At 31.3% G+C, this 19,221-nt stretch carries 20 protein-coding genes; 10 read left to right on the forward strand and 10 right to left on the reverse strand.

Translation table 11 applies throughout. The features are described from left to right. Nucleotide 1: 1 nt before the first annotated feature. The 9 genes from ACNG5D_RS08755 to ACNG5D_RS08795 form a co-directional block, all read right to left on the reverse strand. Nucleotides 2–1,111: a DUF2891 domain-containing protein gene (locus tag ACNG5D_RS08755; protein WP_418183136.1), complete on the reverse strand. Its 1,110-nt coding sequence runs from the start codon at nucleotides 1,109–1,111 to the stop codon at nucleotides 2–4. Between the two features lie 306 nt (nucleotides 1,112–1,417). Further along, entirely contained in the window at nucleotides 1,418–2,161 is a 744-nt protein-coding gene (locus ACNG5D_RS08760) for a DUF6503 family protein (RefSeq protein WP_418183137.1), read from the reverse strand. A 156-nt stretch (nucleotides 2,162–2,317) separates the two neighbouring features. Further along, on the reverse strand, nucleotides 2,318–3,853 hold the full coding sequence (locus ACNG5D_RS08765; RefSeq protein ID WP_418183138.1) for a YifB family Mg chelatase-like AAA ATPase: 1,536 nt from the start codon (nucleotides 3,851–3,853) through the stop codon (nucleotides 2,318–2,320). Nucleotides 3,854–4,032: 179 nt separating this feature from the next. Further along, nucleotides 4,033–5,301, reverse strand: coding sequence for an alginate export family protein (locus ACNG5D_RS08770; RefSeq protein WP_418183139.1), 1,269 nt, complete (start codon nucleotides 5,299–5,301; stop codon nucleotides 4,033–4,035). Between the two features lie 138 nt (nucleotides 5,302–5,439). After that, the gene (locus tag ACNG5D_RS08775; RefSeq protein ID WP_418183140.1) at nucleotides 5,440–6,270 is read right to left on the reverse strand and encodes an ABC transporter ATP-binding protein; all 831 of its coding nucleotides are present in this window, start codon (nucleotides 6,268–6,270) and stop codon (nucleotides 5,440–5,442) included. Between the two features lie 8 nt (nucleotides 6,271–6,278). Continuing rightward, the gene (locus tag ACNG5D_RS08780; RefSeq protein ID WP_418183141.1) at nucleotides 6,279–7,127 is read right to left on the reverse strand and encodes an ABC transporter ATP-binding protein; all 849 of its coding nucleotides are present in this window, start codon (nucleotides 7,125–7,127) and stop codon (nucleotides 6,279–6,281) included. A 55-nt stretch (nucleotides 7,128–7,182) separates the two neighbouring features. Continuing rightward, nucleotides 7,183–8,289 carry an ABC transporter permease gene (locus ACNG5D_RS08785; RefSeq protein WP_418183142.1) on the reverse strand — a complete coding sequence of 369 codons (1,107 nt, stop codon included), beginning with the start codon at nucleotides 8,287–8,289 and terminating at the stop codon, nucleotides 7,183–7,185. A gap of 35 nt (nucleotides 8,290–8,324) precedes the next feature. Beyond that, nucleotides 8,325–9,719, reverse strand: a complete 1,395-nt coding sequence (locus ACNG5D_RS08790; RefSeq protein ID WP_418183143.1) for a CmpA/NrtA family ABC transporter substrate-binding protein — start codon at nucleotides 9,717–9,719, stop codon at nucleotides 8,325–8,327. A 247-nt stretch (nucleotides 9,720–9,966) separates the two neighbouring features. Next, complete coding sequence (locus ACNG5D_RS08795) at nucleotides 9,967–10,716, reverse strand: Crp/Fnr family transcriptional regulator (RefSeq protein ID WP_418183144.1); 750 nt, start codon at nucleotides 10,714–10,716, stop codon at nucleotides 9,967–9,969. Nucleotides 10,717–10,936: 220 nt separating this feature from the next. Here ACNG5D_RS08795 and ACNG5D_RS08800 point away from each other — a divergent pair, with 220 nt between their 5' ends. The 10 genes from ACNG5D_RS08800 to moaA all read left to right on the forward strand — a co-directional run bounded on the left by ACNG5D_RS08800 (nucleotide 10,937) and on the right by moaA (nucleotide 17,973). Further along, nucleotides 10,937–12,115 carry a molybdopterin molybdotransferase MoeA gene (locus ACNG5D_RS08800; protein WP_418183145.1) on the forward strand — a complete coding sequence of 393 codons (1,179 nt, stop codon included), beginning with the start codon at nucleotides 10,937–10,939 and terminating at the stop codon, nucleotides 12,113–12,115. A gap of 9 nt (nucleotides 12,116–12,124) precedes the next feature. Beyond that, the gene (locus tag ACNG5D_RS08805; protein ID WP_418183146.1) at nucleotides 12,125–12,463 is read left to right on the forward strand and encodes a winged helix-turn-helix domain-containing protein; all 339 of its coding nucleotides are present in this window, start codon (nucleotides 12,125–12,127) and stop codon (nucleotides 12,461–12,463) included. Nucleotides 12,464–12,495: 32 nt separating this feature from the next. Further along, the gene (locus ACNG5D_RS08810; RefSeq protein WP_418183147.1) at nucleotides 12,496–12,849 is read left to right on the forward strand and encodes a four helix bundle protein; all 354 of its coding nucleotides are present in this window, start codon (nucleotides 12,496–12,498) and stop codon (nucleotides 12,847–12,849) included. A gap of 40 nt (nucleotides 12,850–12,889) precedes the next feature. Next, nucleotides 12,890–13,630 carry a sulfite exporter TauE/SafE family protein gene (locus ACNG5D_RS08815; protein ID WP_418183148.1) on the forward strand — a complete coding sequence of 247 codons (741 nt, stop codon included), beginning with the start codon at nucleotides 12,890–12,892 and terminating at the stop codon, nucleotides 13,628–13,630. 1 nt (nucleotide 13,631) lies between these two features. Further along, on the forward strand, nucleotides 13,632–14,216 hold the full coding sequence (mobA, locus tag ACNG5D_RS08820) for a molybdenum cofactor guanylyltransferase (RefSeq protein ID WP_418183149.1): 585 nt from the start codon (nucleotides 13,632–13,634) through the stop codon (nucleotides 14,214–14,216). After that, nucleotides 14,200–14,433 carry a MoaD/ThiS family protein gene (locus ACNG5D_RS08825; protein WP_418183150.1) on the forward strand — a complete coding sequence of 78 codons (234 nt, stop codon included), beginning with the start codon at nucleotides 14,200–14,202 and terminating at the stop codon, nucleotides 14,431–14,433. The genes mobA and ACNG5D_RS08825 overlap by 17 nt, the downstream gene beginning before the upstream one ends. 62 nt (nucleotides 14,434–14,495) lie before the next feature. After that, on the forward strand, nucleotides 14,496–15,575 hold the full coding sequence (gene moeB / locus ACNG5D_RS08830) for a molybdopterin-synthase adenylyltransferase MoeB (protein ID WP_418183151.1): 1,080 nt from the start codon (nucleotides 14,496–14,498) through the stop codon (nucleotides 15,573–15,575). 11 nt (nucleotides 15,576–15,586) lie between these two features. Continuing rightward, on the forward strand, nucleotides 15,587–16,030 hold the full coding sequence (locus ACNG5D_RS08835) for a molybdenum cofactor biosynthesis protein MoaE (RefSeq protein WP_418183152.1): 444 nt from the start codon (nucleotides 15,587–15,589) through the stop codon (nucleotides 16,028–16,030). Between the two features lie 3 nt (nucleotides 16,031–16,033). Continuing rightward, nucleotides 16,034–16,945, forward strand: coding sequence for a bifunctional molybdenum cofactor biosynthesis protein MoaC/MoaB (gene moaCB / locus ACNG5D_RS08840; RefSeq protein WP_418183153.1), 912 nt, complete (start codon nucleotides 16,034–16,036; stop codon nucleotides 16,943–16,945). A gap of 20 nt (nucleotides 16,946–16,965) precedes the next feature. Then, the gene (gene moaA, locus ACNG5D_RS08845; RefSeq protein ID WP_418183154.1) at nucleotides 16,966–17,973 is read left to right on the forward strand and encodes a GTP 3',8-cyclase MoaA; all 1,008 of its coding nucleotides are present in this window, start codon (nucleotides 16,966–16,968) and stop codon (nucleotides 17,971–17,973) included. An 11-nt stretch (nucleotides 17,974–17,984) separates the two neighbouring features. On the opposite strand, the gene ACNG5D_RS08850 is transcribed toward moaA, so the two are convergent. Further along, entirely contained in the window at nucleotides 17,985–19,163 is a 1,179-nt protein-coding gene (locus tag ACNG5D_RS08850) for a response regulator (protein ID WP_418183155.1), read from the reverse strand. Nucleotides 19,164–19,221 lie beyond the last annotated feature (58 nt).

The raw sequence follows: 19,221 nt of genomic DNA on the forward strand, positions 1-19,221 counted from the left end.
GTTAGTTTGTATTACTGTGTAATGCATAAATAGCAAAAGAGCCTAACCAATGGCCACCTTCATAACTATCGTTAAATATACTCGGTAACGAATAATTTATATGCTGACTAGCAATAGCTGTTAAATGAGAATATTCAGGAAGACCTTGAGCAATTTTGTTTAAACTCCAAGCACGAGAAAAGTTTACACCATCTAAATGCACTAAATGTCCGTCGGTTCTATCAGATACTACACCAACATTTAGTGCATAATTTTTATCTTTTAATTGCGGTAAAAAAGCTTCTATCCAAACTTTAAAATCTTCAACCGGTAGCAATCGCTTCATTAAAGCAGCTTCTTCTAAACATGGCGATAAAAAATCGCTTCCGCTAGGCTCCCAACTTATAGGACACATGTTATCATTCTTAAAGAAATATAAAGCACGTGTTTTAATAACTGTCTGTAAATTAGTATCATTTACGGTTACAGCATAATCGTAAGCAAACGACAAGCCAAAAGCTGTATTAGTATGAGTACCTACACGCTGTGGGTAATTTAATTTTGGTAGAAATTCAATATATTTTTTTACTATTAAATGGGTTAATGGTTGCAAATTTTCTTCTAATTTCCTTGCTGTAACATCATCCCACGTATGAAGTGTTTCGGCTAGCTTTAATAACCATGCCCAACCGTAAGTACGCTCAAAAGATTTATTATGTTTTCCGTTAAAATAAGCAACTTCTGCTTCAATGTTTTCTTTTGAAATGTTTTTAAGCAATTTTTGTTTTATAACATCAGCATTTTTAATATTTGGAAATTTTTTTAATAAGCTTACTAAACTCCAATGCCCATGTACTGCAGAATGCCAATCGAAACACCCATAAAATGCTGGGTGCAGTTGGCTTGGCGTTTTTAAATCTTCTTCGCCCCCTAAAGTTTGAGATAAACGGTTAGGATATTCGGTATTTAAACAATGTAAAGGTAAATTGGCTAATTTGTTTGCTTGATCAAGGTTTAAAACTGCATTTTTAACCGTAATTTCTGGTTTATAGGTTAGGTTATTTTCCTTCTTAGAAGCAGTATTACAGTTATAAACTAAAACGAATAGTAAAATACAGATATAATTTTTCATTTTATAAAAATAGAATATTGTAGCTTAATACTAAATTATTAAAATTCTATTCCTATAAATAGTATATTCCTCTTTATCTGTAAGGCATTTCTAGAACTCTATTATATTTTCTAATATATAATTTTAACTTAATTGTAAACACCCAATATCTATAAGACAGATTTTTAACATGCTTTCGTATATCATTTAATTGACTATGCATAACATTGAATTTTAATCAAATATACAAAAAATTTACATTAAATTTACTTTTTGTTTACATTTAGTTAACATTGAGATTTCAAAACGAGACCGATAGCGTAAAATTTATAAAGCAATAGTAATATTTTTTAACTCTATTTTTGAAAGTAATTTAAGCTTATCGTTTTGAAATAATACATCCAAATTTTCTACTGAAGCATTTTCTGTAGTAGGCTTATAATTATCATAATCAACAAACCTAATACCGTTTACAAAACGCTCGTTATAAGCTTTACGAAAACGTAAGCCTTTTCCATTTGCTTCGCTATACGAGTAAGCTAAATAATCTACTTTAAAAGTGTTTTTATTTATCCAATATATAAATACATCTTCAAAATCTTCTCCTCCACCATTTTTATTAAAAGTAACTTTAATCTTGTAATAATCTATTCCCTTTAATTCTACTTGTTCTAAATATTGCTTATTTACAGCTTTATCATTCAACCCAAAAGGCAGTACAGAAAAGTAATGAACAGAATTAACAGATGCACTATATTTTAATGCTATAGAATCTGCTAACGGAATTGGCACAGCATTAACATATCTTTTAAACCCATTATTTGATAACCTATCTAAAATAGAGTCGTTTTCTTTAACAAAAAGGCGTTCTAAAGAAAATTTACCGTATTTGCGCTTTGCTAAATAATGTTTATCTCTAAAATTAAATGCTATTGTTGATGTATTAAAAAGCGTTCCGCCAGAAACTTCTATAGATTTATTTACAATAGTATTAGCATCTACAATTTGTTTTTTACAGCTAATAACAGTTACTGCAAACACAAAAAGAAAAGTTATTTTTTTTAACATCATTTAAATTTTTAAAGTATGTATCAAAAATAAACAACAACTTAACTAAAGTATGTTAAACAAAAACTAATAATAGTAACGATTAAGATTTTTTTAGGTTTTGTTAAACTCTATAAACTTACAACCAACACCTTACACTACAACTTAGGTTATTAAAAATTAGCCTAACCAACCATCTCGATCTAGACTACGGTATTGTATTGCCTCACTAATATGCGCGCCATTTACCTCGGCAGCACCTTCTAAGTCTGCTATGGTTCTAGAGACTTTTAAAATTCTATCGTAAGCTCTTGCCGATAAATTTAAACGCTCCATGGCGGTTTTTAAAAGCTGTTTTGAAGCTTCGTCTAAAACACAATATGTTCTAATTTGTTTGGTATTCATTTGTGCGTTATAATGTACGGCATCAGAAGCTTTAAAACGTTTGGTTTGCACTTCTCTAGCCTTAGTAACACGTTTTCTTATATCAACAGAGGTTTCTCCTTTTCTATCGTCACTCAGCTTATCAAAAGGTACAGGGGTTACCTCTATATGAATATCAATCCTGTCTAAAAGTGGCCCAGATATCTTCCCTAAATATCGTTGCATTTCTGCAGGCGACGATGTTATTGGTGCATCTGGATCGTTAAAAAAACCACTTGGACTAGGGTTCATACTTGCCACTAACATAAATGAAGACGGATAGGTTACTGTAAATTTTGCTCTAGAAATTGTAACTTCTCTATCTTCTAAAGGTTGACGCATAACTTCCAGAACTTCGCGTTTAAATTCTGGGAGTTCATCTAAAAACAAAACACCATTATGAGATAGCGAAATTTCTCCTGGTTGCGGATAGCTTCCTCCGCCTACTAATGCTACATTGCTTATAGTATGGTGCGGGCTTCGAAACGGGCGTTGTGCCATTAAACCGGAGTCTTTTACACGCCCTACTACAGAATGAATTTTTGTGGTTTCTAAAGCCTCATGGAGTGTCATTGGTGGTAAAATACTTGGCAAACGCTTTGCTAACATTGTTTTTCCTGCTCCTGGAGGGCCAATTAAAATAATATTATGTCCGCCAGCTGCTGCAATTTCCATACAACGTTTTATACCTTCTTGCCCTTTTACATCGGAAAAATCGAACTCTGGAAAATTTAAACTTTTTTCAAATTCTTCTCTGGTATTAATTATGGTTTGCTCTAAAGGTTGAGCCTTATCAAAAAAATTAATAACTTGTTTTATATTATTTACGCCAAAGACTTCTAAGTTATCAACTATGGCTGCCTCTTTGGCATTTTCAGCGGGAAGAATAAAGCCTTTAAATCCTTCTTCTCTTGCCTTAACAGCAATGGGTAATGCTCCTTTTATAGGTTGCAATGTGCCATCTAAAGACAACTCGCCCATAATTAAGTATTTATCTAAATTATCAGCTTTAATTTGATTTGTTGATGCTAAAATACCTATAGCTAATGTTAAATCGTAAGCACTTCCCTCCTTTCGCAAATCGGCAGGAGACATATTTATAATAATTTTTTTTCCGGGAATTCTATAACCGTTATTTTGAAGTGCAGCTGCAATTCTAAAATTACTTTCTTTAATAGCATTATCTGGCAAACCTACAAGATGATAACCAACACCTTTATCTACATTAACCTCAACAGTTATGGTTGAAGCCTCTACACCAAATACGGCGCTTGCAAAAACTTTTTTAAGCATATTTATTGTTTACTGCTTAAATGTAAGAAATGTATTTGGATTTTCCCACAACAAAAAAATCGATAGCTAGTATAAAAAAAGGAATCCCGCCATAGCGGGATTCAAAAAATAGAAATTGGATTACAAACTAATAACATTAAAAAATGAAATATTATCCAATTACTAACAACTTTTTTTATTTAGTTAATAAACTTAGGTTTTAACACAAGCATAACCCAAGCCCAATTTTGTGCGTTTGATGCGGCGTTTTCTGTAACACCTTTTAACTCATACATACCATCATTAACAAACATTTGAGAATATCCTGCCACCAAAGCATAACCTTTAAATTTCTTTTTGTATACTAAATCGATTTCTGTTCCTAAAGATTTCTCTCCACTTGCTAGTTCTTGCTCTCCACTAAAATTTAAAGCCTTTATCATTAAGCTAGAAGAATTGTTTAGGATAAAGTTTGCGCTTACATGAATATCTACTAAGCCAATAGAATTGGCATGATTACCTACATAGAAATAATCCATAAACCCATTAAACTTGTGGTTTGTACCATATAATGGGAAGAAAGCACCTGTTTCTCCTGCGTTGGCATCATTACCACTTATAATTTCTACACCAGCACCTAAACCTACTTTTGGCGATGCTTTATAAGAAAAATCTAAGCCTAATAGATGCGCTCCTTTAACATCAACTTCTCCTTGTCGTTTCCCTGTTTGAATGAAAGCATTAAACGCTGCTCCAAAAGCTCCTTTTTTATAATTTAAATGTGTACCAATAGTTTGTAAATTACTTACGCCATCTGCTTCGCTATTCACATTAAACTCTTGAAAACCATTATTCATTACCAATAAACTACCAGATAGGTTTTCCCATGATTGTTTTAAATATAGCATTTGCATAGTTTTATACGAGAAAAAACCTGTTGTATTATATGCTGTTCCTGCAGATACAAACCCGGTTGGGTTTGAATAATCTTGATTAAATGCTAGAGCCAAATCAAAAATAAATTTATCTTTTTTATACTTAATTAAAGCGGCATCATGATTACGCCCTTGTTGTGCCCAGTCTAGACCTCCTAAAATTCTTTGATCATCATAAGATAAAACTTGGCGACCTATTTTTGTAGACCAGCCTTTACCTAAATTAATATCTGCCCAAGCTTGAAAAATAGCAAACGAATTATTTTGATCGTAAGGCAAAATCTGTCTATTTTCTCCCCATACCAAAACATCTTGCATGCTTAAATAAAATTTATATGCTTCAGTTTTATAGCCCGCATTTAAACGTGCTCTTGTAGAAATACCAAACCCAGCATCTGCATTATCTGCAATTAAACTTCCAAATCCGTTTCTGTACTCTGTTCTTGGTCTAAACTCACCATCTAGTGTGAATTGTGCTTGTGTAAACTGAATCATAAATGCTATCAAGCCTAATATTACATATTGTTTTTTCATGTTACTTATTTTTAAATTTGAGTTAGTTTTAATTTTTCGTTTTTTATTTAAAAAAGGATTAATAATATCCCTTGATTAAGAAAAATACTTTTCGAAATCATAATTTATTACTTTAAAATTTTAATGCTTATTTTCTAATTAATGCTCTAAGAAATCTATTAAATGTTTTCTGTATTTGTAGTAATTATCATGCTCTAAAACCGCTTTTCTAGTTCTGGGTCTTTTAAAATCAATATTTAGTATGTCGCCTATTTTCGCTTTTGGACCACTAGTCATCATTACAACACGATCTGCCAAAAAAATAGCTTCATCAACATCATGTGTTATCATAACCGCAGTAATTTTTTCTTTATTCCAAATTTCTATTAAAATATCCTGAAGTTCGCCTCTAGTTAACGAGTCTAACATTCCAAATGGTTCATCTAACAATAATACTTTAGGCTTAATAGCAAAGGCTCTTGCTATTCCTACGCGTTGCTGCATACCTTGCGATAATTCTGAAGCACGTTTATTAAAAGCATCTTCTAAACCTACTTTCTGCAAATAATATTTTGCAACATCTGTTCGTTGTAACTTTGTTGCATGCGGAAAAACTTGGTTTACTCCTAGCATTACATTTTGCAAAGTAGTCATCCATGGCATTAAGCTTGGTGCTTGAAAAATTACACCTCGATCTGGCCCTGGTCCTTTAATATATTTTCCTAGAACCGAAATATTACCACCCGAAATAGGGTTTAATCCTGCTATCATAGAAAGCATAGTTGTTTTTCCACAACCAGAATGACCAATAATAGTCACAAATTCTTCCTTTTTTATTTGAAGATTTAAATCTTCTAGAACTACATAATCTCCCTTTGGTGTTGGGTATACTTTCTTAAGGTTTTTTAAATCCAACATCACATCTCTAGATGGAAATAGACTATTATGGGTTAATCCAGTTGTTTTATTGTTTTCTAATATCAAACTCATAAGTTTTCTTATTTAAATTGGTTTACAAAATCTTTAGGGCTTAATTCAGGAAGTATATATTCTTTTTCTGATTTTGATTTTCTTTCATTACCAATTTTCATTAAATATTCAATAATGGCATTTCTAGTTTCTTTAAAACTTGCATTATCATTCATTTCTGTTTTATCTCGAGGGCGTTCTATGTCAATTACAAACTCGGGGCCTAAAGTTGCATTTGGCCCTGGGCGCAAAGGGATAATACGATCTGCCATATAAATTCCTTCATCTACATCATTAGTTATTAATAATGCTGTGCGTTTATCTTTTTCCCAAATATTTAAAATTTCGTCTTGAAGGTTTCCGCGTGTTAAAGCATCTAGAGCACCAAGCGGTTCGTCCATAATAATCATTTCTGGCTTCATGGCTAATGCTCTAGCAACTGCAACACGCTGGCGCATCCCACCAGATAATTCTTTAGGGCGTTTATTAATTGCTGGTGTTAAACTTACCATTTCAACATAATTTGCAACAATATCATTTAAAGCTTTCTTGCTTTTTTCAGGAAATGCTTCTTTTACTGCCATAAACACATTCTGTCCAACTGTTAGCCAAGGTAATAATGAATAATTCTGAAATATTACCCCACGTTCATGGCTTGTACCTTGTACTGGTTTTTCTTTAAACAAAACCTCTCCCTTTGTAGGCTCTATTAATCCATTAATTAGGTTTACCAATGTTGTTTTTCCGCTACCTGTAAAGCCTACAATGGCAACAAACTCGCCTTCTTCAATCTTTAAATTTATATTTGAAAGCACCTCGGTTTTGTTATCGTCCTCCCCGTAAGTTTTATATATATTATTTAATTCTAAGTATGCCATTTTATTATTTATTTAACTGTTAATGTGTTTAATACATTAAACTTATATGCATTATTTAGATTGCTTCATTTTTATCAAAACTCACCCAATTTTGTATGGTTAACATTAATCGGTCTAACAAAAAACCTATAATACCAATTACAAACATGGCAACTATTATTTTTGCATTAGAATCGTTTGCGCCATTTTGAAATTCCTCCCATACAAACAGTCCTAATCCTGGACTTTGTGCCAATAACTCGATAGCAATTAAAACCATCCATGCAACAGATAGTGTAATTTTTAGGCCCGTAAATATTAATGGCAAAGATGATGGTAACACCACTTTAAATATTTTTTGAAAACTACCTAGCTTTAACACTTTAGCAACATTTATATAATCTTTATCTACTGAAGATACTCCCATAGCTGTATTTACTAATGTTGCCCACATTGAGCACAAACCAACACTTATGAACGATATGGTAAATGAACTGTCTTCATTTGAATCTATAAGTAATGTTTTTACAATCATGAATACCAATAAATACCACACTACTGGAGAAACTGGTTTAAATATTTGAATAAACCAGTTAAATGCACTTTTTAAGGTAGGACTTAAACCAATAAATACACCTAAAGGCACAGCAATAAGTAATGCTAGTAAAAACCCTGCGAAAACCGTTTTTAAACTTCTTACTATTTGATCTACAAACGATGGTCTTCCGGTATAAGTAATAGGCTCTAACCCGCTTGCATGTCGTTTACTATTTAACGCTGCTGTTTTTTTAACAAACGCAGCTTTATCTGCTGCAATTATATTATGATCTCTTAATAAAGATTTATATGAAGCCCAAACCTGACTGGGAGAGGGTAATGTATTTGGTTGACAACTAGAATCACCAGATGCAATACATAATTGTAAAGCATTGGCAGCTTCTTCTCCTTGGTCGGTTAGGGCTTTTTCAATTTTAAATTCTGCTTCTATATTATATAAGGCTTTTGCCCCTAAATGCCACAAACCAATAAATAATAAAATGGAAGCAATTGGTACAACCACTTTACGAAGAAAATTAATAAAATTTTCCTTTTCTAGCTTCCCTGTAAATAAGTCTTTTAATGTACTTAAAAAACCTAACCCCATAAATTTGGTTATTTTTCCTAATGTTATACTTTGCTTCATTTTTCTAATTGTTATATATTAATCTGTGATTATTTTTATTGTAAAGCTTTGTCTTTATTGCCTATATTAAAACTGTTTATATATGTAATAGGATCTTTAGCATTGTATGGTTTTCCGTCTATAAAATCGGTAGTTACTGGTTTGTATCCGTCTGTAATTGGAATATCGGTTGCAGGTATATGCCCTTCCTCAACTAAAAGTTTAGCAGCTTTTTTCCATATATCTGGTCTATAAATATCCTTAATAGTATTAGCATACCAATCTGCTGGTTTTGTTTCAGGAATTTGCCCCCATCTGCGCATTTGAGTTAAAAACCAAATACCATCTGAAAAGAATGGATATGTAGCATTATACTTGTAAAACACATTAAAATCTTCCATTTCACGCTTATCGCCCTTTTCAAATTCAAATGTACCTGTCATAGAATTTGCTAATACAGCTTCTGGAGCACCAACATATTGAGACATAGATAGAATTTTTACTGCTTCTGCTCTGTTTTCTGGAACATCTAACCATTTTCCTGCTCTAATTAATGCTTTTGTTACAGCAATAGCCGTATTAGGGTTATCTTCAACAAATTTCTTTGTCATTACAAATACTTTTTCTGGATTATTTTTCCAGATATCGTAATTAGTTGTTACAGGTACGCCAATGCCTTTAAATACAGCTTGCTGATTCCATGGTTCGCCTACGCAATAACCATAAATAGTTCCAGCTTCTAGTGTTGCCGGCATTTGTGGTGGTGGTGTTACAGATAATAAAACTTCTGCATCAATTTGGCCTTGTACATTATCGGCCGTATACATTCCTGGATGAATTCCAGCAGCAGCAAGCCAATATCTAATTTCATAATTATGTGTTGAAACTGGAAATACCATTCCCATTTTAAAGGCTTTCCCATTAGTTTTATACGTATTAATTACAGGCTTTAATGCTTCTGCTTTTATGGGATGAATAGGTTTGCCACTTGCATCTTTAGGGACATTAGGTTTCATTTTAGACCAAACATCGTTAGATACTGTAATTCCATTTCCATTTAAATCCATTGAAAAAGGTGTTACCAATTTGGCTTGACGACCAAAGCCTGCTCCTGCAGCAATGGGCTGTCCTGCTAACATATGCGAACCATCTAGCTGCCCATCAATAACACGATCTAACACATTTTTCCAATTAGATTGTGCTTCAACAGAAACAAATAACCCTTCATCTTCAAAAAAACCTTTTTCTTTAGCAATAGCTAAAGGAGCCATATCTGTTAATTTTATAAACCCAAAAGTTAATTGAGGTTTTTCAATAGCTAAAGTTTTTGTTTTTAAAGCTTCATTAGTATCATTTTCTGCTAATGCGCTTTTCTTTTCCTTACTCCCACAAGCTATAAGTAATGCTGCTATGGGTAAAATCCAAATTGTTTTTTTTAGTAGAGGTTTCATTTTCTATATAAGTTTTATGTTAAACTAAGTATTAATACTTAATACATGCAAATATATAAGTAGTATTAATTCAATTCCATGAGCATAACCATATTACATCCTCTTTTTATACCATTAAAAAAACTGACAAAACACATGTTTTAAAAACAAAATACTGAAAACAAGCACACTACACTAACAACAACTAATACGTAAACATACGTATTAACAAAATGATTTTAATAAAAACGTGGAATTGATCTATCTATTAAAGATCTAAATAGAAATTATGTTCGCTAATTTCTTTTTTAAGGTTTTGAATATTAGTAATACCTATTTTTTTTCCTTTAGCTGAAATAAGTCTCTCTTTTTTTAAAATGGAAAAAACTCGTATTACTTGCTCTTCGGTGGTACCTGCATAATCTGCATATTCTTTTCTGCTGAGTGGCAAATTTATATACCCACGAAGATCTCCAAATTTTCTATGAATGTATAACAAGGTATCTATAACACGCTCTCGAACTGTCATTTGAGAGATTAATTTCACTTTGTTTTCGCTTCTGTTTAATTCATTAGCGTAAAACAGCATCATATCATAAGTAATCTTAGGGTGTTTTTGTAATATTGCTTGCATGTTTTCTTTAGAAAAATAATATAACTCTGTATCGTTTAAAGCAATAGCTCCTATTGAGTAATATTCTTGAGTACCAAAACCACGATGCCCAATAATTTCACATGACTTAGCAAACCTAACTATTTGCTCTCTACCATTAATTCCGGTTCTAAACACCTTTACAGCACCCGATTTAATAAAAAACAATCCATTTACAGGAGCTCCTTCTATAATAAATTGGTTACCCTTATTGCATTTTAAAATACTATTACTTTCTTTTTTATTTGTATTAAATAGAATATGCGCATGGTTATGAATTAAACAATTTATCTTATTGCATACACCACAAGATCCATCTATAGATGTTTTAATTTCAAACGGAATATTAGATTTTGATACCAGCATTGTTCAATTCTATAAACCAAAAATAAGTATAAATACTTAATAAATATACTTATTTACTAAATTTTAAGGAGTGTTTAAAAAACAAATTATGCTTTTGTGTAATTCTTAAAAAGCATCTAATATTTTAGAAAATTTATATTAATTATTTAATTGTCTTCATTAAAAGTAAAAACAAAAACCATTTCGCTATATTTGTTTGAACATAACGATAACGTGTATTATGATTTCTATTGCAGAAGCTATATCTATAATTAAAAAAGAAGGAAAACCGCTTTTAAGCCAGACAACTAAACAGGTTGAAAAAGCAAATGGCTATATACTTTTTAACGATATTTATTCTCCTATTAATATGCCTCAGTTTAGGCAATCGGCTATGGATGGTTATGCGTTAAAACTTCATGATAGTTTAACATATAACTTAATTGGCGAAGTAAAAGCTGGCGATAAACACCAACCAATATTAAAAAAAGGGGAAGCTATTAGAATTTTTACAGGCGCTCCTGTTCCAGATTCTGCCAATGCCGTTGTCATGCAAGAGAAGGTAAAACCGAATGGTAATATTATAACTATTAATCATGAAATTAATTTAAATGATAATATTCGTCCATTAGGAGAGCAAGTTAAAAAAAATGATGTCGCTTTAAAAAAAGGCACAAAATTAACACCTGCTGCTATAGGCTATTTAATATCTTTAGGCATCACAGAGGTTTCTGTTTTTAAAAAACCCAATATAGCCATAGTAACTACTGGCAATGAGTTAATAGATGCTGGCCAGCCTTTAAGTTATGGTAAAATATACGAGAGTAATTCTAAAATGCTTTTAAGTGCGCTTTATAGCTTAAAATATTACAACATTGCCTTATATAAAGTAGAAGATAATTATAATAAAACAGTAACAAAACTTAAAGCTGCTATTAACAATAATAACTTAGTAATTATTACTGGCGGAATATCGGTTGGTAATTACGATTTTGTTGGAAAAGCCCTAAAAGCATTACAAGTAAAAGAACTTTTTTATAAGGTAAAACAAAAACCAGGAAAACCTTTGTTTTATGGCGTTAAAAACGAAACCCAAATATTTGCTCTACCAGGAAATCCTGCAGCAGCTCTTACTTGTTTTTATGTTTATGTGTATATCGCATTACAAAATATAATGAATCGTGATGTTTTAGAATTACCAAGAATTAAAGCTAAATCGACTTCTGGTTTTGAAAAAAAAGGTGACAGACCTCAATTTTTAAAAGCTATTTTAAGCAACAATGATGTTGAAATATTGGAAGGCCAAAACTCATCAATGCTTCAAACTTTTGCACTATCAAACGCTCTAGTTTATGTTCCAGAAACTATTACAAAAATTAATCCTGGCGATACTGTTGAAGTTATAAAACTTCCTATTTAAAAACATAATATGGGATACAAAATAAAAAGTAGAATTTGGATAGAATCTGAAAACAATGTACTTCTTGGAGAGGGGCGCGTACATTTACTTAAAGCTATAGAAAAAACGGGATCACTTTCTAAAGCAGCTAAATCGTTAAATATATCTTATAAAAAAGCATGGCAATTATTAGACTCTGTAAACAAATCTGCTAAAAAACCAGTAACTATAAATAGTATTGGTGGTAAAGGCGGTGGTGGTGCTAAACTAACCGAATATGGAAAATTATTAGTTAAAACTTTTGATGATATTAATAAAAATTGCTGGATTTTTTTAGATGAACAATTAGAAAAAATTAAAGCCTTATAACAAGCCAAAAAAATTAAAAAATAACTCTTAATATGGATAATCAAGAATTTGCAAAAACTTTAGAATACAGAACGCGACAATACGGAATATCTATTATAAAACTATCAAGTGTATTACCAAATGCTATCGAGACGCAAGTTATAAAAAAAAGACTCACAAAATCTGGTACTAATATTGGGCTAAATTATAGAGAAGCTAATAGAACTATAAGTAAGATAGATTTTAAAAACAGAATAAAAATAGCTGAAAACGAATTAAGTGAAACCGAGTATTGGTTAGAAATAATAAATGATTTTAATTGGATTGAAAAAGATATTTTAAGCCTAATTATGAAAGAAACCAAAGAACTGCTAGCCTTATTCACTACCATTTTAAGCAAATTATAATATAATTTATAAAACACAACCTAGCCACATTAAATATAATATGTTACAAAACGAAAACATATACCTTTTTATATTAATACTACCTATAATATCGTTTTTATATTCTAGTGTAGGCCATGGTGGTGCAAGTGGCTATTTGGCTCTCATGGCTCTGTTTTCGTTTGCCCCAGAAAACATGAAACCCACGGCATTATTACTTAATATTTTTGTTGCTGGAATTTCCTTTTTTTACTACTACAAAGCGGGTTATTTTAATAAAAAATTATTTATTCCATTTGCTATTACATCTATTCCTTTTGCTTATTTAGGCGGCACTTTAGAGATTCATGCTTCTTTATATAAAAAAATATTAGCCGTTTTATTGGTGTTTGCTATACTAAAAATGCTAAATGTTTTTGGCAAAGAAAACAACACTATTAAACAACTAAAACTTTGGCAAGGCTTATTAGTTGGTGCTATTATAGGTTTTTTTTCTGGACTTATCGGTATTGGCGGAGGCATTATACTAACGCCCATAATTTTACTACTGCATTGGGGTAAAATGAAAGAAGCTGCTGCCGTGTCTGCCCTATTTATATGGGTAAACTCTGTGGCTGGTTTAATTGGGCAAATTACTAGTGGTGTTTCTATAAAAAGTCAGTCCTTTTTATTTGTTATTATCGCTTTAATTGGTGGTGTTTTTGGTGGTTATTACGGAAGCAAAAAACTAAACAACCAAATACTTAGATATATTTTAGCTTTTGTTTTAATTATTGCCTGTGCTAAATTAATATGTATTTAAAATGATTAGTAAAAAAAATACAACAGGAATAATATTAGCAGGTGGTAAAAGCTCGCGTATGGGAACCGACAAAGGTTTTTTAATGCTAGAAAACAAACCTTTTGTTAAATATTGTATTGATGCTTTAACACCATTAGTTTCAGAAACAATCATAGTTTCAGACAATAACGAGTACGATATTTTTAAATTAAAACGTGTTGAAGACATCATTAAAAATGCTGGCCCTTTAGCTGGAATTACTTCAGGAATAATAGCCTCTAAAACCAAATACAACTTAATTTTAAGTTGCGATATCCCTTTAATTAATTCAGAAATACTTCAAAAATTAATTAATAATACAGATACTGTTAACGATATTATACAAATTAAAAGCAATGGCAAAAACATGCCTTTAATTGCCATATATAAAAGTCGTGTAGTTAACATTTTTAATAAGCATTTAAAAAACAATCAATATCGTTTACAGACAGCTATTAAAAGCTGTAAATCAAAACAAATAGTTTTAGAAAAAGAACTCGAGTATTATACAACAAATGTTAATACAAAAACCGAATTAAAAGCTGTACAACATGCATATAACCATTAAATACTTCGGGCAAATAGCCGAAATTACTAAAACAAACGAAGAATCTTTAAACACTAAAGATAAGTTAGTTTCAGAATTATTAGAAACGTTATATACAAAATATAGCCAACTAATAAATAAAGATTTTAAAGTTGCCCAAAACCACGAGTTAGTTTCTAATGAAACCAAACTAACAGGAGCAGAAATTGCATTATTACCACCATTTTCTGGAGGATAAATAACAAAAAACAAATCAACCTACCACTACTAATATAAATGCATTATTAAAAAATAATAAAATTGAATAGATATAACAGACATATTATTTTATCTGAAATTGGACAAGAAGGACAAGATAAAATTTCTAGAGCCAAAGTACTTGTTATAGGCGCTGGCGGATTAGGCTGCCCTATACTACAATACTTAACTGCTGCCGGCGTGGGCACTATTGGTGTTATAGATTTTGATGTTGTCGAATTATCAAACCTGCAACGCCAAATTCTTTTTGGAAACACCTCATTAGGAAAAAATAAAGCCATTGCTGCCAAAGCACGCTTAGAAGACCTAAATAATGCCATAAATATAATAGCATATCCAAAAGCTTTAACATACCAAAATGCCATAAACCTATTTAAAGAATACGATATCATAGTAGATGGCTCTGATAATTTTGAAACCAGATATTTAGTTAACGATGCCTGTATTATAACAAACAAACCATTAGTTTATGGTGCCATCTATAAATTTGAAGGTCAAATTTCTGTTTTTAACCATAACAATGGTCCTAGTTACAGGTGTTTATTTCCTACTTCACCAGAAAAAGGAACCGTACCAAATTGTTCAGAAATTGGAGTGTTAGGCGTTTTACCAGGCATAATAGGAAGTATGCAAGCTAACGAAACATTAAAAACTATTTTAAACCTCGGCAACACCCTATCAGGTAAACTACTATGTTACAACGCCTTAACAACCACATCTTCTATTTTAAATATTAAGCAAAACCCAGCAGCTATTAATCTTGTTTTAAAAGAAAAAAATAATTTTAAGCTTAAACAATTAAATATAGCTTGCGAAACTAAAATTCAAGAAATTTCTATAGTCAATATAAAACCAAACAAAAACATACAGTTTATTGATGTTAGAGAAACTAATGAACTGCCAAAGGTTGAAAGCTTAGCAGTTACATACATGCCTTTAAGCAAATTAGAAGAAAACTTAAACTTAATAGATTTAGATAAACAAAAAATAATTTTTTGCCAATCTGGTATAAGAAGTAAACAAGCAGTACAAAAACTAATAGAACTTAACATTTCTAATTGTTATAGTTTAAAAGAAGGCGCTCTTGAAATAACAAAGCAACTTCCTGTTACTAAAAAATAAAACATATAACTATGAAAAACAGTAAACCCAAAAATGTATTTAAAGAAGGTGCAATAACATCCGATTTTATAGGCAACTCTATATACAAACACCAAACCAAAACAAGTATTGGCGCGCACAATATTTTTTTAGGACAAGTTAGAGCAGATGAAATAAACGGAAAAACAGTTTCGGCTATTGAATATACAGCCTACGAAGATATGGCTAACCAAAAGTTTCATGACATTAGAGAAGCTGCTTTTAAAAAATTCGATTTAACTTGTATGCATATCTATCATAGCTTAGGCACCGTTAAAGCAGGCGAGATTTGTTTATTTGTTTTTGTTTCTTCTCCAAGAAGAAAAATGGTTTTTAAAGCTTTAGAATATATTGTTGAAGCCATTAAAGCAGATGTCCCTGTATTTGGTAAAGAAATTTTTGAAGACGAGAGTCACCAATGGAAAATAAATAGCTAAACAATGGTAGATATTACAAACAAAGTAACAACATTACGAACCGCTGTTGCACAAGCCGTAGTTAAAGTTAGTAAACCAGAAACTATAACTGCAATAAAAAATAATACTGTACCTAAAGGCCATGTATTTGCTATGAGTAAAGCTGCCGGTTTATTAGGCGTAAAACGCACACCAGATATTTTGCCAGATTGCCACCCCTTACCTATTGAGTTTACTGGCATTGAATATGAAATTAAAGGATTAGAAATAACCGTTTTATTTACCGTTAAAACCATTTACAAAACTGGTGTTGAAGTTGAAGCCATGCATGGCGCAAGTATTGTAGCCTTAAACATGTACGATATGCTAAAACCTATAGACAAAGGCATAGAAATTCATGCTATAAAACTACTAAATAAAAAAGGAGGTAAATCAGATTTTAAAGATAAATTCAAACACGATTTAACGGCTGCTGTTGTGGTTTGTTCTGATACGATTTCGGCTGGACATAAAGAAGACAAAGCAGGTAAAGCCATTATTAATAAACTTGAAAGCTGTCATGTTAAAGTATCTGAATATGTTATTATTCCAGATGAAAAAGACAACATTCAACAAAAAGCAAAATTATATCAAGAACAAGGTATAAATATGGTTATTTATACTGGAGGAACCGGATTGTCTGGTCGAGATGTAACTCCAGAAGCACTTTTACCTTTGTTAGATAGACGCATTTCTGGAATTGAAGAAGCCATTAGAAAATATGGCCAAGAGCGTATGCCTTTTGCTATGCTTTCTAGAAGTGTTGCTGGAACTATAGGAAACACACTAGTTTTAGCTTTACCTGGCTCTACAAATGGCGCAAAAGAATCTATGGATGCTATTTTCCCTGCTGTTTTACACAGCTTTAAAGTTTTAAAAGGTGCCAGACACGACTAACCGTTATTAAAAAGTAAAACATGGAGAACCACACAAAAATATTACAAGATTTACATGGTAGAGCACATGCTTATTTACGTATTTCGTTAATAGAACGTTGCAATTTACGCTGCACATATTGTATGCCCGAGCAAGGTGTAAAATTATCTCCTAAAAGCCATTTAATGACGTATGAAGAAATTTTTAAAATAGCCAAAACGTTTGTAGATAATGGTGTTACTAAAATTAGGCTTACTGGTGGCGAACCTTTAATACGAAAAGATTTTCCAGTTATATTAGAAAAACTAGCTACACTTCCAGTTGAATTATCAATAACATCAAACGCTGTAATTATCGATAAGTTTATTGCCGTTTTAAAAGCTAATGGTGTTAAAAAAATAAATGTAAGTTTAGATTCTTTAGACGAAAATAAATTTAAACACATTACAAGACGCCATGAATTTAAGAAAGTTTACAACAACATTTTATTACTAATTAAAGAAGGTTTTACAGTAAAGTTAAACGCCGTTTTAATAAAAAACTTTAATGATAACGAAATTATAGACTTTATAAATTTAACTAAAAACCATCCTATATCGGTTAGGTTTATAGAGTTTATGCCTTTTGATGGTAACAAATGGGACATCAGTAAAATGGTATCTTATGCTAATGTAATGGCTTGTGTTAATCAAACATTTTCAAAAAATCGAGTTTTGCGTTTACAAGATGCTCCAAACGACACTTCTAAAAACTATAAAATAGAAGGCTACAAAGGCAGTTTTGCTATAATAAGCTCGGTTACAAATCCGTTTTGCGACTCGTGCAATAGATTGCGATTAACAGCAAATGGGCAACTAAAAAATTGTTTGTTTTCGGCTGAAGAATCAGATTTACTAACAACATTACGAGCTGGGAAATCTATTGAGCCTATTATTAACAAAGCTGTTAAAGCTAAGTTTAAAGTTCGTGGTGGTATGAATACTGTTAAAAAATTACAAGAACCAAAGCGACATACTAATAACCGAAGTATGATTACTATTGGCGGGTAAACAATCTTAATTTAATTTACAGCATACTGCGCCGTGTTAATATTGGTATTATTATTTTTTCTATACACCCAAGCTATTTGGCCTAGTTGTGCAATAATTTTTATTGAATCTTTCATTGATAGTTTTGAGCCATCTGCATGAATCCATCGTTTTAAAGGCTGTTCGCAAAGCATAGATTTTGCTTGCTTTAAACCATAATGTTTAGAAATACGTTTAAAAATTTCTACATCAAAAATCCATTGCGTAACAAATTTTTCAGCAAAAGCAATTTCTATAACATCTTTTCTAAATATTTTAGCACCACATTGCGTGTCTTTAAAGTCCATTTTTAAAATCTTTCGTATTATAAAATTTATAGACATACTAATTATCTTTCGTGCAGATTCTTTTGTTATGTCTGCTCCCATTCTGGATAAACGAGAACCACTAACTATTTTAAAACTAGAAGTTTCAATGGTTTTTACTAAGTCATCAAAATCTGCCAAATCTGTAGATAAATCGGCATCTAAAAAACCTATATAATCCAAATCTTCTTTTTTTGCCATATGTAGCATGCCTAACCGAACAGCTTCTGCCTTGCCTCCATTTTGTTCACAATTATAAACCGTTATAAACTCTTCTCTTCCTTTTCGTATATCTTTTAATACTTGTAGTGTATTATCTTTACTACCATCGTTTACAAAACACAAATGATAGCCTGTATTTTTATCTATATAATCTATAAACTCTGTACTTAGTAAACGTTCTTCTTCATTATAGCAAGGAATTACCACACCAACACAACGCTCCTGAATAATAGCTTGACTTTTACCTGTTACTTTAGTAATTTCTGGAGCTCCTATTAACCTTTTAACACGAGCGCAAATTTCGTTTAAGCTTAAAGGTTTTTTCATATAATCGTTAATCCCTAACTCGAAAGCTTTAGAAATTGTTTCGTCTTTAGTATCGCCAGACAAAACCATTATAAGCGTATCTTCTTTTTTTAATTTTCTAATGTATGTTATAACATCAATACCAGAAATACTAGGCATATTTATATCTACAATTACTAAATCTGGCTTAAAAGAATTATAAAGAGATATACCACTATTAGCATTGGTTTCTATTTTAACATGATAACCTAACTCGTTTAGTCTTTTTTGTAGGGGCAATAAAACTAACTGCTGATCGTCTATGGCTAATACTTTCATAATAGTAGGTTTTTAATATTAACACTATAAAAATACTATGTGAAGTTTAAGAAAAGTT

Origin of the sequence: Algibacter ulvanivorans, assembly GCF_048381495.1 — a bacterium.
Lineage (GTDB): Bacteria > Bacteroidota > Bacteroidia > Flavobacteriales > Flavobacteriaceae > Algibacter_B > Algibacter_B ulvanivorans.

Excerpts from the sequence above, each read along its gene's own strand:
- ACNG5D_RS08755 (WP_418183136.1), bottom strand. The coding sequence starts at position 1,111 with ATGAAAAATTATATCTGTATTTTACTATTCGTTTTAGTTTATAACTGT.
- ACNG5D_RS08760 (WP_418183137.1), bottom strand. The coding sequence starts at position 2,161 with ATGATGTTAAAAAAAATAACTTTTCTTTTTGTGTTTGCAGTAACTGTT.
- ACNG5D_RS08765 (WP_418183138.1), bottom strand. The coding sequence starts at position 3,853 with ATGCTTAAAAAAGTTTTTGCAAGCGCCGTATTTGGTGTAGAGGCTTCA.
- ACNG5D_RS08770 (WP_418183139.1), bottom strand. The coding sequence starts at position 5,301 with ATGAAAAAACAATATGTAATATTAGGCTTGATAGCATTTATGATTCAG.
- ACNG5D_RS08775 (WP_418183140.1), bottom strand. The coding sequence starts at position 6,270 with ATGAGTTTGATATTAGAAAACAATAAAACAACTGGATTAACCCATAAT.
- ACNG5D_RS08780 (WP_418183141.1), bottom strand. The coding sequence starts at position 7,127 with ATGGCATACTTAGAATTAAATAATATATATAAAACTTACGGGGAGGAC.
- ACNG5D_RS08785 (WP_418183142.1), bottom strand. The coding sequence starts at position 8,289 with ATGAAGCAAAGTATAACATTAGGAAAAATAACCAAATTTATGGGGTTA.
- ACNG5D_RS08790 (WP_418183143.1), bottom strand. The coding sequence starts at position 9,719 with ATGAAACCTCTACTAAAAAAAACAATTTGGATTTTACCCATAGCAGCA.
- ACNG5D_RS08795 (WP_418183144.1), bottom strand. The coding sequence starts at position 10,716 with ATGCTGGTATCAAAATCTAATATTCCGTTTGAAATTAAAACATCTATA.
- ACNG5D_RS08800 (WP_418183145.1), top strand. The coding sequence starts at position 10,937 with ATGATTTCTATTGCAGAAGCTATATCTATAATTAAAAAAGAAGGAAAA.
- ACNG5D_RS08805 (WP_418183146.1), top strand. The coding sequence starts at position 12,125 with ATGGGATACAAAATAAAAAGTAGAATTTGGATAGAATCTGAAAACAAT.
- ACNG5D_RS08810 (WP_418183147.1), top strand. The coding sequence starts at position 12,496 with ATGGATAATCAAGAATTTGCAAAAACTTTAGAATACAGAACGCGACAA.
- ACNG5D_RS08815 (WP_418183148.1), top strand. The coding sequence starts at position 12,890 with ATGTTACAAAACGAAAACATATACCTTTTTATATTAATACTACCTATA.
- mobA (WP_418183149.1), top strand. The coding sequence starts at position 13,632 with ATGATTAGTAAAAAAAATACAACAGGAATAATATTAGCAGGTGGTAAA.
- ACNG5D_RS08825 (WP_418183150.1), top strand. The coding sequence starts at position 14,200 with ATGCATATAACCATTAAATACTTCGGGCAAATAGCCGAAATTACTAAA.
- ACNG5D_RS08835 (WP_418183152.1), top strand. The coding sequence starts at position 15,587 with ATGAAAAACAGTAAACCCAAAAATGTATTTAAAGAAGGTGCAATAACA.
- moaCB (WP_418183153.1), top strand. The coding sequence starts at position 16,034 with ATGGTAGATATTACAAACAAAGTAACAACATTACGAACCGCTGTTGCA.
- moaA (WP_418183154.1), top strand. The coding sequence starts at position 16,966 with ATGGAGAACCACACAAAAATATTACAAGATTTACATGGTAGAGCACAT.
- ACNG5D_RS08850 (WP_418183155.1), bottom strand. The coding sequence starts at position 19,163 with ATGAAAGTATTAGCCATAGACGATCAGCAGTTAGTTTTATTGCCCCTA.